Source organism: Ligilactobacillus sp. LYQ135 (genome assembly GCF_053711055.1).
Map to the genome: position 1 here is coordinate 149,459 of NZ_JBSJYT010000003.1, position 14,117 is coordinate 163,575.

Below are 14,117 nucleotides of genomic sequence, written 5' to 3' on the forward strand. Positions count from 1 at the left end.
AAAAAGAGGGTTTGTTACCCTCAAAGTTAAAATAATGTTATTCTGATTTAATCGTTGATTTTTTAGTTTCAGCTTTTGAAGTAGGTTGAATTCTTTTTTCTTCTTTAAGCAATTCAACAATTTCTTTTAGATACTCAGCTTCTTCAGAAAGTTCTTTTTCTTCCTTTGCATCTTCTTCTGCTTTATTTCTAGTAAATTTATTAACGAATTTAACCATAAGGAAAATTACAAATGAAATAATTAAGAAGTTAATTACTGAATTAATAAATGAACCGACACGGAAATGTGCAGAACCAACAGAAAAAATAATTGATGAAAAATCAATTTGTCCAACGAAAAGTCCAATTAATGGGTTAATAATATTTGAAACTAAAGATTTAACAATAGCAGTAAATGCAGAACCTACAATGACCCCAACAGCTAAGTCCATTACATTTCCACGAGAAATAAATTCTTTAAATTCCTTGATCATAAAATCTTCCTCTCCATAATTTGATACATCAAAAATATTATCATAAGACATATAGGCTTGTACATAATATTTTGATACAATGAATCTTATAGGAGGTTTATAGTATGGCTATTGTCAAACAGGAAAAATCCTATGTTGTCAGAATAAGTTATAAAGATGCAATAACTGGAAAATATAAAATACACTATAAAGTGGTTTTAGAACATATTTAGATGCTGAACACTATATAGAATGGTACAAGGGAAATGGGAATAATAACTCTAATTCTGCTTTAAGTGTTATTTTGTTGATTGGTACGAAACCTATAAAGAGCCAACATTGTTAGCGAATACTAAGTGATATTATAGTGTAGTGATTAAAACCATTAAATCCTTTTTCAAGAAAACTAAGTTAAGCGAAGTTACACGCAGACAATATCAAACTTTTATTAATTGGTACGGTAAAAATCATGTAAAAGATACTGTAAGTAAGATTAATTTTAATATCAGAGAATGTGTTAAAAGCGCCAAGTTAGATGGCTTGATTGAAACTGATTTTACAAAGGATATTAATATTGTTTACAATGATGATGGTAAGCTAGATGTTGAGTATTTGAGTATACAAGAAATTAAGAAAGTAATTGACTATCTTCTCCAACATTACAAAGCAAATAAATTAACTTCTAACAGTTATATCTTTATTTTAACTGGAATGGAATATTAACAGGATGCAATTAGGAGAGATACAGGCTCTCCTCTCACATGGAAAGATATAAATTTTGATGAGGGTACTGTTGATATTAATAAGAGTTGGGATAATATTTTGGGAGGTAAAACTAAATCAAGTAATAATGTAATTACAGTACCTAGTGTTCTTCTTAATGTTCTAAAATATAAAAAAGAACATTAATAGATAAAAAGTTGTGACTTTATTTAGTCACAACTTTTTATCTATTAAATTCAATGCAGCATATATAATAAACTTATTATTGATAACAAAGGAGAAGTACTTATGGTTGGGAAAATAAATGCTGCAAAATTTGATGTTACAGCACATGCTAAAAAGAGATTAAATGAGCGCTTTAACGTTGCTAATAGTGATGCAACTAAGTGGGCACGAAGATTTATGACAGAAGCTCAGGAATTTGATGATGTTAATAATAGTAATCAAAAATTATTTCGTAAAGGGCAATGTGTAGCTGTAGTTGATATAAATGAGTGTAAAATTATTACCGCATATCAAATTTCACCAGTCGATAAATCAAATGGATGGGGAAAAGAATTTACAGAGTATTTGCAACCATATATTAATAAGATAATGAAACGTTATCGTCGTGATTTAGCACGTAATCTTAGAAATTCATTTGTAAATTTAGTAAAAGATACAGTTAAATTTGAACTGCAACCACACCGCGAAAAGAATATGAAACAGTTACAGCAAGATATTACGGAAGTTAAAAATTTAATTGATAATGGAGTTAATAATTTAGAAATGATTGCACGATTTAAAACAAAAAATAAATGATTGTAGTCTATATAATTGAATTTTGATGACACTCAATCTACAATGGAAATGTAAGGAACTATAGAGGAGTCGATCAAAATGACAAATGATGAAATGATTAATCGTATTTTAGAAAGCGAAAATGTAAATAAGTTAACATTTAATATGAGTGATACAGATAATAATCACACTCAATACAATACTCAAGAATATTTAAAAAATATGTATTCTTTATTAGAAAATGTAAGAGCAGAAATTCAAAGAGAAATTAAAGAAGACGATGCTCAAAGTGCTAAATCACAAATTGATCAATTGGATGAATTGGATCAATACTTAACTAAATACAAAAATTTTAATAACTATGATAACAATGATGATATTGTAAAACGTGCGGTAATTGCCACAATTAAGTTGTGTGATCAAGTTGATCCATCTCATTCAGCTGAAATTGTTCCGGATTCAGTGTACTTAGAAAGTATTGATTAAAAAATAAAGGTTGCAAAAAATTGCAGCCTTTATTTTTTTTCTCCAGTTTTCTTAGGTGCTTTTAAGAATAAAGAAATAATATTAATTAACACCCAACCAACAATCATTGGGTAAACACCACAAAATACCCAGTTAAATGGTGCACCATTTAAAGCTGAGACGATGTAGCCAAATACTTCACCATAAATAAAGCACCAAAAGAGAATTGCAAGTTGTTTTAACATGTTAACAACACCTCTTTATATGTAAGTCTAGTATAGTTTTACAATTTTTTCAAATTTATATTCAATAGAATTTCTGTGGGTTTGGTATAATTAAGATAAACATAATTTATGAAAGGAAAGTTGTAATGTTTAGTCCACTTCAAGTAATCAGTAGTTTAAGTTTATTACAAAGTACATTGAAAATTGAAGATTACGTTAAGATAGGTAAAAAATTAGGATATCAAGCATTAGCCTTAACTGATATTAATGTAATGTATGGTGTTCTTGATTTTTATCATGCATGCCAAAAATATCAAATTAAGCCTTTAATTGGATTAACATTGCAACTTAATGCGGCTACAGAAGATGAGGATAGCCTTATTTTATTTGCTAAAAATAAACGAGGCTATCAAAATTTAATGAAAATTTCTTCAGCAAAAATGTCAGTTGAAGGATATGAGGCCGGAATGGGTCCAATTTTATTAAATCAAATTCAATCATATGCAAGTGATTTGACTGTAATTATTCCAGAACAATCAAAGATAACTTTAAACTTAAAAAAACATCAATATGAATCTGCAAGTCAAGCCTTAAATGAAATTTTAAAAGTATTTTCAAAGGAAAATGTTTTTTTAGGAGCTAATTTGCAAATGAATGATGATTTAGTTTACAGTTTGCGTCAAATGGAAAATCAATTTCATGTAAAACTAGTTGCTAATCAACCTGTAAAATATCTGACTGCTAATCAAGCGTTTAACGTTGAAGTTTTACGTGCAATTGCAACTAACCAAAAGTTAGAAGCACAACAGTTAAATTCACCTGCACAAGGAAATTTATATTTAAAATCGCCAGTAGAATTAAAACAAAAGTTTGATGAAGCAGGATTAATGGATGCATGGGATGAAGCGGTACAAATGATTGCACAAATTAATATTCAACTCGATTTCCCTAAAACACAGTTACCTCATTTTTCAACTCCTAATGGTCAAACTTCCCAAGAGTATTTAAAAAAACTATGTCAACGCGGATTAACACAACGCTTGCAAAATAAAGAAGTGGATCTAGCAAAATATCAGCAAAGATTAAATCACGAATTGGAAGTTATTCATCGGATGGGCTTTGATGACTACTTTTTAATTGTGTGGGATGTAACTCACTTTTCACATGAACATGATATTTTAGTAGGACCGGGACGAGGATCAGCCGCTGGGTCATTAGTTTCGTATACTCTTTTTATTACGGATGTTGATCCCATTGAATATGGATTACTTTTTGAACGTTTCTTGAATGAAGAGCGTGCTCAAATGCCAGACATTGATTTGGATATTCCTGATCAAAAAAGAGATGAAATTATTAAATATGTGCATGAAAGATATGGGCAAGATCACATGGCACAAATTATTACTTATTCTCATTTAAGTGCACGTCAAGTAATTCGAGATGTTAGTCGGGTAATGGGACAAAATAGTTATGAAATTTCGGCATGGTCAAAGGCAATGCCACGCTTGCATAATGTGACATTAAAGGAAGCTTATCAACAATCTCAACAACTAAGAAACATGGTAGCTGATAGCCAAAAAAATGCATTAATTTTTAAAACTGCTTTAGCGTTAGAGGGATTACCACGTCAGTATAGTACTCATGCGGCTGGAATAATTTTAAGTGATCATGATTTACGCGACTATGTTCCTTTGCAAATGGGAAGTGAAGGGATCTACTTAACGCAGTTTGCAAAGGATCAAGTTGAAGAAGTTGGATTATTAAAGATTGATTTTCTTGGATTGCGAAACTTAACAATTTTAGAAAATGCACTGCAATTTATTAAGCGGGATTATGATGCTAACTTTGATATTCGCCAAATTTCATTGAATGATCCTAAAACGCTTAATTTATTCAGAACTGCTGATACGGCAGGAATTTTTCAATTTGAATCAAGTGGAATTAAAAATGTATTGCAACAGTTAAAGCCTCAAAATTTTGAAGATATTGTTTCTACTAATGCCTTATTTAGACCAGGTCCAATTCAAAATATTGACGAATTTATTACACGTAAAAATGGGCAAAAGCAAGTAAGTTATCCTAATGAACATTTAAGATCAATTTTAAAAAATACTTATGGTATTATTGTTTATCAAGAACAAGTAATGCAAGTTGCTTCAGAAATGGGAGGCTTTACTTTAGGACAAGCTGATTTATTACGACGCGCAATGAGTAAAAAGAAACAAGCTGTTATTGATAAAATGCGCGATCAATTTATCCAAGGAGCAATCAAAAAAGGGTATTCAGCTCAAGATGCAGCTGCAGTATATGAATTTATTGATCGTTTTGGAAACTATGGCTTTAATCGTTCTCATTCAGTTGCATACTCTAAATTGGCATTTGAATTAGCATACATTAAGTGTCATTATCCTGCAGCGTTTTACGCAGCCTTGTTAAATTCAGTCGTTGGTTCAGCCGAAAAGACTCGCGATTATGTGACTGAAGCACGCCAAAAAGGTGTTAAGGTTCATTTACCAAATATTAATCAAAGTCAGTTGTATTTTATTTTAAAAAATCATGAAATTTATTTTGGCTTTAGAAGTATTCGTAAGTTACGGATAGATTTTATTAAAGAAATTCTGACAAACCGCAATGAAAATGGATATTATCGGAGTTTAACTGATTTTATTCAACGAATTGATAATAAGTTTTTAACAGAAGAATCACTTGAACCGCTAATTTATTCAGGAGCATTTGATGATTTGAATAAAAATCGTAATCAAATGTTAAGTCAGATGCCAAGTTTATTGGAAAGTATTAAATTGAGTGGCGGTAATATTGAATTATTAAAGCAATTGATGCCTAAAAAAGAGCAAAGTAGCATTAATTTAAGTCAAAGTGAATTACTTGAAAAAGAAGCAGAATATTTAGGAACTTACATTTCAGGACATCCTGTTGATCAATACCATTGCTTAGCGGAGATTAATCAAACTCAAAGTGTTAATCAAGTAAAAAAGGATACCTTTGTTAAAATGCTACTTTACATTACGCACGTTAAAATTATTCGTACGAAAAAGCAGACCCAAATGGCATTTGTAAGTGCAAGTGATGCGACTGGTAAAATTGAATTAACGTTTTTTCCGCAACAATTTGCTCAGTTTGGAGGACTTTTACACAGTGGCGAAGTAATTTTTGTAACAGGTAAAATTGAAGAGCGCAATGAGCAATTAAATTTAATTGCTAATCAAATTCAACTTGCAAGTCAAATGAATCAACAGTGCTATTATTTACGAATTGAAAAATTAGATGAGGCTCATAAACGCCAACTATTGCAAATTATGCAAGAAAATCATGGTGAAATTCCAGTGATTGTTTACGAAAATGCGACCCAGAGAAAGATTGTAATGCAACCAAGATTTTGGTTAAATAATAGCCATGCAACCGTTGTAAAACTAAACAATTTTTTAGGCGAATCGAATGTTGTTTTGCGATAGCAAAAAATTAATTGTTAAAAATCGGAAATTTAAAGAGAAATCCGGCAAAAAGTGTGATACACTAGAAAACGGAGAATGTATAACAATTTACAGATTTATTACTTGAGGTGAAAAAAGTGAAACGCATTGGTATTCTTACTAGTGGTGGCGATGCACAAGGAATGAACGCTGCTGTTCGTGCCATTGCTCGTTCTGCGATGAGCGCTGGTCTCGAAGCTTATGGTATCAACTACGGCTTTAAAGGTTTAGTTGAAGGTAATATTTTTGAATTAAATTCAAAAGAACTTGACGGGATCATCAACCGTGGTGGTACAATGCTTTATTCTGCACGTTTCCCTGAATTTGCAGAAGAAGAAGTTCAATTGAAGGGAATTGAACAACTTAAAAAGTTCGGAATCGACGCTTTAGTAGTTATTGGTGGTGATGGTTCATATCACGGTGCTGAAAAACTTACAAAGCATGGCTTTAACTCAATTGGTGTCCCAGGAACAATCGATAATGATATTCCAGGAACAGACTTTACAATTGGTTTTGACACGGCAGTAAATGTTGCAACCGAAGCCCTTGATCGGATCAACGATACAGCAACTTCACATCAACGTACATTTGTTGTTGAAGTTATGGGTCGTGGCGCAGGTGATATTGCATTATGGGCTGGAATTGCTGCTGGTGCAGACGCAATTGTAATTCCAGAACGCGATTATGATGTTAAAGCAATTGCTGATAAGATCAAACAAAATCGTGAAAATGGAAAAGATCATGCCTTAATTGTAATTGCAGAAGGTGTAATGTCTGCTGCAGAATTTAAAGAACAATTAGACCAATACGGTGACTTTGATAGTCGTGCAGTTACATTAGCTCACGTTCAACGTGGAGGTGTGCCAACTGCTAAAGACCGTGTATTGGCAAGTCGTTTAGGCGATTATGCTGTACGCTTATTGCTTGAAGGTAAAGGCGGATTAGCTATTGGTATTCATGACAACAAGTTAGTTGCCACAGATATCATTGATACATTAGAAAATCATAAGCATAAGACAGATGTCTCATTGCTTGATTTAAATGATCGTTTAAGATTTTAATTCAGAAGGAGAATTAACTCATGAAAAAAACAAAGATTGTTAGTACACTTGGACCAGCAAGTAACGATTTAGAAACAATTACAAAGTTAATCGAAGCTGGTGCTAACGTATTTCGTTTCAACTTCTCACATGGTGATCACGAAGAACACAAATCACGGATGAACTTAGTTGCTGAAGCTGAAAAAGCTACAGGTAAAAAAGTTGGTCGTTTACTTGATACAAAGGGTGCTGAAATCCGTACAACAGTTCAAAAAGATGGTAAAATTACATTTAACATCGGTGATGAAGTACGTATTTCAATGGACGATTCAATTGAAGGTACAAAAGATAAGATCGCGGTTACATACCCAGGTCTTTACGATGATGTTCACGTAGGTGGTCATGTATTATTCGATGATGGTTTAATTGACATGCAAATCGAAGAAAAAGATGACGCTAATCATGAATTAGTATGTAAAGTATTAAACGAAGGTGTATTAGGTTCACGTAAAGGTGTTAACGCTCCTGGTGTATCAATCAACTTACCTGGTATTACAGAAAAAGACTCAGACGACATTCGTTTTGGTTTAGACCAAGGTATTAACTTCATTGCTGCATCATTCGTACGTAAACCACAAGATATTTTAGATATTCGTGAATTACTTGAAGAAAAGCATGCAGAACATGTTCAAATCTTCCCTAAGATTGAATCACAAGAAGGTATTGACAACTTTGATGAGATCTTGAAGGTTTCAGATGGTTTAATGATCGCTCGTGGTGACATGGGTGTTGAAATTCCACCTGAAAATGTTCCTTTGGTACAAAAATCATTAATCAAGAAGTGTAACGCTGCTGGTAAGCCAGTTATTACAGCTACACAAATGCTTGACTCAATGGAAGAAAACCCACGTCCTACACGTGCTGAAGCATCAGACGTTGCTAACGCTGTATTTGATGGTACAGATGCAACAATGCTTTCAGGTGAATCAGCAAACGGTGAATACCCTGTAGAAGCTGTTGCTACAATGGCACGTATCGACATCAAAGCAGAAAATGCATTACGTCAATACAAAAACTTCTCAATTAATGCATTTGACAAGACAGATGTGACAGAAGCTATTGGTCAAGCTGCTGCAGAAGCTGCTAATAACTTGAACATCAAGACAATTGTTGCTGCTACAGAATCAGGCTACACAGCTCGCATGATTTCTAAGTATCGTCCAGATGCAGACATCTTAGCAGTTACATTTGATGAAAAGACACGTGGTGGTTTAACAATCAACTGGGGTGTACAACCAGTTATTGCTGAAAAACCTGCTTCAACAGACGAAATGTTTGAATTAGCTACACGTGAAGCTAAGAAGGCTGGTTTTGCTAAAGAAGGCGACTTGATCTTAATCGTTGCTGGTGTTCCTGTTGGCGAAAAAGGTACAACAAATATCATGAAGATCCAATTAGTTGGTTCAGCATTAGTTAAAGGTCAAGGTGTTGGTGAAGAAACAGTTATCGGCAAAGCCGTAGTTGCTACATCAGCAGAAGAAGCTAACAAAAAAGCAGAAGAAGGTTGCGTATTAGTTACAAAGACAACTGATAAAGACTACTTACCAGCAATCGAAAAAGCTTCAGCATTAGTTGTTGAAAATGGTGGCTTAACATCACACGCAGCAGTTGTTGGAATTTCAATGAACATTCCAGTAGTAGTATCTGCTGAAAACGCAACAAGCGTTATTAAAGATGGTGAAACAATCACAGTTGATGGTCGTCGTGGTGCAATCTACCGTGGTGCTTCAAACACACTTTAATATTTAATTCAAATCATTGACGATACAGTCGCGAAGTAAGACCACACATTGTGTGGTCTTTTTTTACTGTCAAAGTTTCTGGTAATCATTTTTTAGAAAACGTAATCATCAACCTTTTTTGTTAAAATATAGTTAAAGGGTAAATAAGGGGATGAATCAGTTGAAAAGAAATAAAGATATTAAAGTTCAAATTAGAATAAGTAAAGTTAAAGTAATAACTTATGTAGTAGCAGCAATTTTTTTAATTGTTTTAGGAGTAGTAAGTATTGCAGCTGATTCAGGCGGATTTGCATTGCTAATTTTATTATTAGGGATTTTTTGGATCACTTATTGTCTGCCATACCTTGTCAAAATTAACCAGCCATATCTTAAAATTAATCAGGGGAAACTTTTCTATAACCATTCGTTTAAACACTTAACAATTAAACTCAATCAAATTCAAAGAATTCAAGTAAAAAATGATAGCAATGATAATTTAAAAGACATCCCACTCAATGTAAAGGCATGCTTAATTCGAATTTACCTAAAAAATAATCCGCAACCACTTGTAATTAATCCAACTTATGTAGGTGATGCAAGAGATTTTGGGAAGTTTGAAAAAGCAGCTGAAGAAGTGATGTGAAATATTAGATTAAACTAAATTTATTTATTATAATGCTTACATTTAAGATGTATAATCATTCTTCTTAACAACTTTATAATTTCCAGTAATAATATTAGAATTTATTTTTTTATCTAAATCAGTAGTCTTTATTACACCTTTTGTTAAAGTAACAGATGATAAATTTCCTTTGGTTGATCTTTCTTTTCGTTCGCTAAATAATTTTTCTAACTTACGCTGTTCCAATGCATCAGTGAATCCCTTAAATCTTAAGTTAGGATAATCTTTTTCTGCAAATAAATTATCTAAAAAATATTTTTTTATCTGAGTTAATAGCTTAACTTTTTGCTCATATAAAGCGATGAGTGAATCAAACTTGGAGAAAAATTGACCAATTTTTCTAACTTCATCCAAATCAATTGGGATATGAAATTTAAATTTTTTAATCTCACTTTCTGTTAAGGTCGGAACCGCTCCACCAATTTTTTGCCGCTGTTGTTTGTTTTTGAACATAATCTGTTATGAGCTGAACAGATAAAAATTGTACCCCAACTTTTTTTAACGAATAATTACAATTTGAGGATTAATAGTTGCCGGCTCTATAAGTCCTGATACTAAAGCACTTTTCCCCAGTGTAGATCCAGTTTTAACAAATAAAATATCATCATTATCTACTTTGATTTCTGGTGACTCTTCATATTTTTCTTTGGTGATATATATGTTAGACCCATTTACTTCCAATGAATTATTTATAATATTTGTTGGGCTAAATGTAAGTATTCCACCATTTTCTTTAGAAATAATATCCTTTGTGGTATATCCTCTAAAGCCTATACGGCCATTTACTTTAGAACATTTCCCCTAATTTTCTTTGCTTCCAGGAGAGTGTGTAAGTCATTTAAAAATTCCTAAATTAGGAACTTAACTAGGATATTTTAAGTAAACAAATTGATGATTTTCGCTTGGATTTATAGAGGAGAAAAGTAAATGTTAAAAAACACCTTAACTTCAAACAAGAGAGTTAAGGTGTTATTAGATTAAATATCAATTTTTTTCTCCTTAATTAATTGGTCGCGCATTTTTTTACCTTCTTCAGTAAGGATAACAGAAGCAGCTAAAAAATCTGCATTGGGAATTTCTTTTAATAATCCTTTAGCAACGAGAGGAAAATAATTTTCGCCATTTTGCATAAAAACTTCATCATAAACTTTGGCTTTGGCAACTTCAATAAAAATCTTTTGTTCTTCGGAATTAAGATCACTGAACTTCATAAGTATTACTCCCTTTCAGATGTGAGTTGATTTTAAAATAAATTAAGTGATATGAACAAAATAAATATATTAGGTTACATTACTCCTTAAATATATGGTAGCACATTGGTTATCAACCATATCAAATAACGCTTTATGAAATCTTTATAACTTTAGTTGGATTTTTAAAAAGCATTTTAATAACGCAAGATTGTTGCTATAATAGAAAGTAGACATTATTGAACGAAAGTAGGCAAATTAAATGAATTTGGAAGAAATGAAAAAACGCCAAAGTCGCATTCGTAACTTCTCAATTGTTGCGCATATTGACCACGGTAAATCTACATTAGCTGACCGAATTCTTGAAATGACCGATACTGTTTCTAAACGGGAAATGCAGGATCAATTACTAGATTCAATGGATTTGGAACGTGAACGTGGCATTACAATTAAATTGAATGCGGTGGAGTTACATTATAAAGCTAAAGATGGAGAAACTTATATTTTCCACTTAATTGATACTCCCGGTCACGTAGACTTTTCATATGAAGTATCACGTTCACTTGCAGCGTGTGAAGGGGCGGTTTTAGTAGTTGATGCTGCTCAAGGAATTGAAGCACAAACTCTCGCAAATGTTTATCTTGCTTTAGATGATGATTTGGAAATTGTTCCTGTAATCAATAAAATTGATTTACCATCTGCTGAACCGGAAAGAGTTAAACAAGAAATTGAAGATGTAATCGGCTTAGATGCATCTGAAGCCGCTCTGACATCAGCTAAAACAGGATTGGGAGTAGATGAAGTTTTAGAAAAAATTGTTCATGATATTCCAGCTCCAGATGGTGACATTGAAGCTCCACTTAAAGCTTTGATTTTTGATTCAGTTTATGATGACTATCGCGGAGTTGTATTAAGTATTCGAGTAAAAGAAGGCACCGTTAAACCTGGTGATAAAATTCGCTTAATGAATAGTGGTGCTGAATACGAAGTGACTGAAGTTGGAGTGAACTCGCCTAAACCAATCAAGCGTGACTACTTAATGGCTGGAGATGTTGGTTACTTAACTGCATCCATAAAAGATATTCAAGATACGCGTGTAGGGGATACCGTAACTAATGCGGATAATCCTACTGATGAACCACTTGAAGGATATCGGGAAATGAATCCAATGGTTTATTCTGGATTATATCCAACTGATAATGCTAAGTATGATGATTTACGTGAAGCATTAGAAAAATTGAAGTTAAATGATGCTGCATTGGAATTTGAACCAGAAACATCTCAAGCATTAGGTTTTGGTTTTCGATGTGGATTTTTAGGATTACTTCACATGGATGTAATTCAAGAACGTTTAGAACGTGAATTTAATATGGATTTAATTACAACTGCACCATCTGTAACTTATGATGTGGAACTAACTGATGGAACTCGCCAAAGGGTAACTAATCCATCTGAAATGCCAGAAACTTCAAGTATTAAACAAGTTTATGAACCATTTGTACGTGCGGAAGTAATGGTACCTAATGATTATGTTGGAGCAGTTATGGAACTATGCCAACATAAACGGGGACAATTCGTAACCATGGATTATTTAGATGAATCACGGGTCAATGTAATTTATAAGATGCCATTATCAGAAATTATTTTTGATTTCTTTGACAAATTAAAATCAAGTACACGGGGTTATGCTTCTCTTGATTATGAAGTTGATGAAGAACAACCAAGTGATTTAGTTAAAATTGATATCTTATTAAATGGTGACAAGATTGATGCTTTAAGTTTCATTTCACACCGTGAATTTGCAGATAAGCGTGCACGCGTAATTGTTGAAAAATTAAAGAAAATCATTCCACGACAAAACTTTGAAGTTCCAATTCAAGCTGCAATTGGTGCAAAAATCATTGCAAGAGCTACTATTAAGGCTTATCGAAAAGATGTTACTGCACGTATTCATACGGGTGATCCTGATCGGCGCGCAAAATTGTTAGATAAGCAAAAACGTGGTAAAAAGCGGATGAAGGCGATTGGAAAGGTTGAAGTTCCACAACAAGCCTTCATGGCAGTATTAAAGACGGATGATGAAAAAGATGGAAAATAAAGAGAAAATTACTAATGCCAAAATTGGTATTGGAATTGCAGTGGTTATTCAAATCATTTTATGTTTGCAACATGAAGTCATTTTTTTGATATTTGCAGGTGCCATGCTTTGTTATATTGGATATGGTTTATTTAAAGTTAGACATAGTAAAATATACTGGATTCAAATGCAACGGATTCTTACAGTCATTCTTGTTATTGAATTTTTAGCAGGGTTTCCATTAATTTACTTGTTTCAAAAAATCATCTAAACAAAAAGGCTGCAAAATGCAGCCTTTTTAGTTTGCTTTTAATCTTCTTCACTAGGTAAACTTTCTAAGATTAAAGTCGCAGTTTCTTCAATTGATTTATGTGCAACGTTAATTACTAAGCATCCCAATTTTCGGTAAAGTTTATTAGCAGTATCCAATTCGCTTTCAATATTACTAATATCAGAATATTGAGTATCAGGATTTAATCCATAAGCAATCATGCGTTCTTTGCGAATATCATTTAAAATTTGAGGATCATTAGTTAAACCAAAAATCTTATTTTTATCCACTTGATAAATTTCATCTGGAATTTTAGCATGAGGTACTAACGGAAGGTTAGCAACTTTATATCCTAAATTAGCTAAGTAAAGTGATAATGGCGTTTTAGAAGTACGCGAAACTCCTAAAAGAACAATATCAGCTTTTAAGAAACCAGCAGGATCTTTACCATCATCATATGTGACCGCAAATTCAATGGCTTCAATGCGTTTGAAATAATCTTTATCAGTTTCGTGATTAATCCCAGGTTTACGTAAAGGAGTTTCATTTGTAGTATCAGCTAACTCACTAAGTAAGTTTCCAATCCCATCATAGTGACGTAAGTGATGTTCTTCACAAAATTGATTTGTTAAATCTGTTAAGTCCTTTGTAATAAATGTATGGATAATAAAAGCATCATCGCGAATCGCAGTATTTAATACCCCTTGTAAAATTGAAGAAGTTGTAATAAATGGGAAGCGCTTGACGTTAAACTTTGTATGTGGGAATTGAACTGTTACGGCTTGTACTAAGCTCATGGCAGTTGCTCCAATTGAATCTGAAATTACATAAATGTTAACAACTTTTTGTTCGGTCATAACCATTTCCTCCTTAAAATAAAGCGCTTTAATATAGTTATATTATAAAGGAATTTTAATAAAGATGTCTAGTTAATCATTCAGC

General features: G+C 32.6%; 15 protein-coding genes. 9 read left to right on the forward strand and 6 right to left on the reverse strand.

From position 1 onward, the window contains the following. Positions 1-37: 37 nt before the first annotated feature. Positions 38-472, reverse strand: a complete 435-nt coding sequence (gene mscL / locus ACWCL1_RS04315) for a large-conductance mechanosensitive channel protein MscL (RefSeq protein WP_454545687.1) — start codon at positions 470-472, stop codon at positions 38-40. 351 nt (positions 473-823) lie between these two features. Here mscL and ACWCL1_RS04320 point away from each other — a divergent pair, with 351 nt between their 5' ends. The 3 genes from ACWCL1_RS04320 (at position 824) to ACWCL1_RS04330 (ending at position 2,440) form a co-directional block, all read left to right on the forward strand. Further along, positions 824-1,174, forward strand: a complete 351-nt coding sequence (locus tag ACWCL1_RS04320; protein WP_454545688.1) for a hypothetical protein — start codon at positions 824-826, stop codon at positions 1,172-1,174. 288 nt (positions 1,175-1,462) lie between these two features. Then, positions 1,463-1,975 carry a hypothetical protein gene (locus ACWCL1_RS04325; protein WP_454545689.1) on the forward strand — a complete coding sequence of 171 codons (513 nt, stop codon included), beginning with the start codon at positions 1,463-1,465 and terminating at the stop codon, positions 1,973-1,975. 78 nt (positions 1,976-2,053) lie between these two features. Further along, complete coding sequence (locus ACWCL1_RS04330; RefSeq protein ID WP_454545690.1) at positions 2,054-2,440, forward strand: hypothetical protein; 387 nt, start codon at positions 2,054-2,056, stop codon at positions 2,438-2,440. 29 nt (positions 2,441-2,469) lie between these two features. Here the strand turns inward: ACWCL1_RS04330 and ACWCL1_RS04335 are convergent, their stop codons facing one another. Continuing rightward, positions 2,470-2,664, reverse strand: a complete 195-nt coding sequence (locus ACWCL1_RS04335; RefSeq protein ID WP_454545691.1) for a YjzD family protein — start codon at positions 2,662-2,664, stop codon at positions 2,470-2,472. 125 nt (positions 2,665-2,789) lie between these two features. On the opposite strand from ACWCL1_RS04335, the gene dnaE reads away from it, so the two are divergent. From dnaE to ACWCL1_RS04355, 4 genes are all read left to right on the forward strand, one after another. Then, a complete protein-coding gene (gene dnaE / locus ACWCL1_RS04340) occupies positions 2,790-6,116 on the forward strand; it encodes a DNA polymerase III subunit alpha (RefSeq protein ID WP_454545692.1) in 3,327 nt (1,108 codons plus the stop codon). A gap of 116 nt (positions 6,117-6,232) precedes the next feature. Continuing rightward, complete coding sequence (gene pfkA, locus ACWCL1_RS04345) at positions 6,233-7,195, forward strand: 6-phosphofructokinase (protein ID WP_454545693.1); 963 nt, start codon at positions 6,233-6,235, stop codon at positions 7,193-7,195. A gap of 20 nt (positions 7,196-7,215) precedes the next feature. Continuing rightward, positions 7,216-8,976, forward strand: a complete 1,761-nt coding sequence (pyk, locus tag ACWCL1_RS04350) for a pyruvate kinase (protein WP_454545694.1) — start codon at positions 7,216-7,218, stop codon at positions 8,974-8,976. A gap of 160 nt (positions 8,977-9,136) precedes the next feature. Further along, complete coding sequence (locus ACWCL1_RS04355; protein ID WP_454545695.1) at positions 9,137-9,598, forward strand: hypothetical protein; 462 nt, start codon at positions 9,137-9,139, stop codon at positions 9,596-9,598. Positions 9,599-9,640: 42 nt separating this feature from the next. On the opposite strand, the gene ACWCL1_RS04360 is transcribed toward ACWCL1_RS04355, so the two are convergent. The 3 genes from ACWCL1_RS04360 to ACWCL1_RS04370 form a co-directional block, all read right to left on the reverse strand. Continuing rightward, complete coding sequence (locus tag ACWCL1_RS04360; protein ID WP_454545696.1) at positions 9,641-10,090, reverse strand: restriction endonuclease subunit S; 450 nt, start codon at positions 10,088-10,090, stop codon at positions 9,641-9,643. A 45-nt stretch (positions 10,091-10,135) separates the two neighbouring features. After that, positions 10,136-10,318 (reverse strand): hypothetical protein, encoded by a 183-nt coding sequence (locus tag ACWCL1_RS04365; protein WP_454545697.1) that lies wholly within the window; start codon positions 10,316-10,318, stop codon positions 10,136-10,138. A gap of 296 nt (positions 10,319-10,614) precedes the next feature. Continuing rightward, positions 10,615-10,848 carry a hypothetical protein gene (locus ACWCL1_RS04370; RefSeq protein WP_454545698.1) on the reverse strand — a complete coding sequence of 78 codons (234 nt, stop codon included), beginning with the start codon at positions 10,846-10,848 and terminating at the stop codon, positions 10,615-10,617. A gap of 241 nt (positions 10,849-11,089) precedes the next feature. Between ACWCL1_RS04370 and lepA the strand changes: the two genes are divergently transcribed. Together lepA and ACWCL1_RS04380 are read left to right on the forward strand one after the other, a co-directional pair. Then, positions 11,090-12,925 carry a translation elongation factor 4 gene (lepA, locus tag ACWCL1_RS04375; RefSeq protein WP_454545699.1) on the forward strand — a complete coding sequence of 612 codons (1,836 nt, stop codon included), beginning with the start codon at positions 11,090-11,092 and terminating at the stop codon, positions 12,923-12,925. Next, positions 12,915-13,175 (forward strand): hypothetical protein, encoded by a 261-nt coding sequence (locus ACWCL1_RS04380; RefSeq protein ID WP_454545700.1) that lies wholly within the window; start codon positions 12,915-12,917, stop codon positions 13,173-13,175. Before lepA ends, ACWCL1_RS04380 begins: the two co-directional genes overlap by 11 nt. A 38-nt stretch (positions 13,176-13,213) precedes the next feature. Here the strand turns inward: ACWCL1_RS04380 and ACWCL1_RS04385 are convergent, their stop codons facing one another. Further along, the gene (locus ACWCL1_RS04385; RefSeq protein WP_454545701.1) at positions 13,214-14,032 is read right to left on the reverse strand and encodes a pyruvate, water dikinase regulatory protein; all 819 of its coding nucleotides are present in this window, start codon (positions 14,030-14,032) and stop codon (positions 13,214-13,216) included. Positions 14,033-14,117: the final 85 nt, after the last annotated feature.

Bases quoted from the DNA above. Each gene is read 5' to 3' on its own strand.
- ACWCL1_RS04335 (WP_454545691.1), bottom strand. From the start codon at position 2,664: ATGTTAAAACAACTTGCAATTCTCTTTTGGTGCTTTATTTATGGTGAA.
- ACWCL1_RS04380 (WP_454545700.1), top strand. From the start codon at position 12,915: ATGGAAAATAAAGAGAAAATTACTAATGCCAAAATTGGTATTGGAATT.
- pyk (WP_454545694.1), top strand. From the start codon at position 7,216: ATGAAAAAAACAAAGATTGTTAGTACACTTGGACCAGCAAGTAACGAT.
- ACWCL1_RS04385 (WP_454545701.1), bottom strand. From the start codon at position 14,032: ATGACCGAACAAAAAGTTGTTAACATTTATGTAATTTCAGATTCAATT.
- lepA (WP_454545699.1), top strand. From the start codon at position 11,090: ATGAATTTGGAAGAAATGAAAAAACGCCAAAGTCGCATTCGTAACTTC.
- ACWCL1_RS04330 (WP_454545690.1), top strand. From the start codon at position 2,054: ATGACAAATGATGAAATGATTAATCGTATTTTAGAAAGCGAAAATGTA.
- ACWCL1_RS04325 (WP_454545689.1), top strand. From the start codon at position 1,463: ATGGTTGGGAAAATAAATGCTGCAAAATTTGATGTTACAGCACATGCT.
- ACWCL1_RS04370 (WP_454545698.1), bottom strand. From the start codon at position 10,848: ATGAAGTTCAGTGATCTTAATTCCGAAGAACAAAAGATTTTTATTGAA.
- dnaE (WP_454545692.1), top strand. From the start codon at position 2,790: ATGTTTAGTCCACTTCAAGTAATCAGTAGTTTAAGTTTATTACAAAGT.
- ACWCL1_RS04360 (WP_454545696.1), bottom strand. From the start codon at position 10,090: ATGTTCAAAAACAAACAACAGCGGCAAAAAATTGGTGGAGCGGTTCCG.
- mscL (WP_454545687.1), bottom strand. From the start codon at position 472: ATGATCAAGGAATTTAAAGAATTTATTTCTCGTGGAAATGTAATGGAC.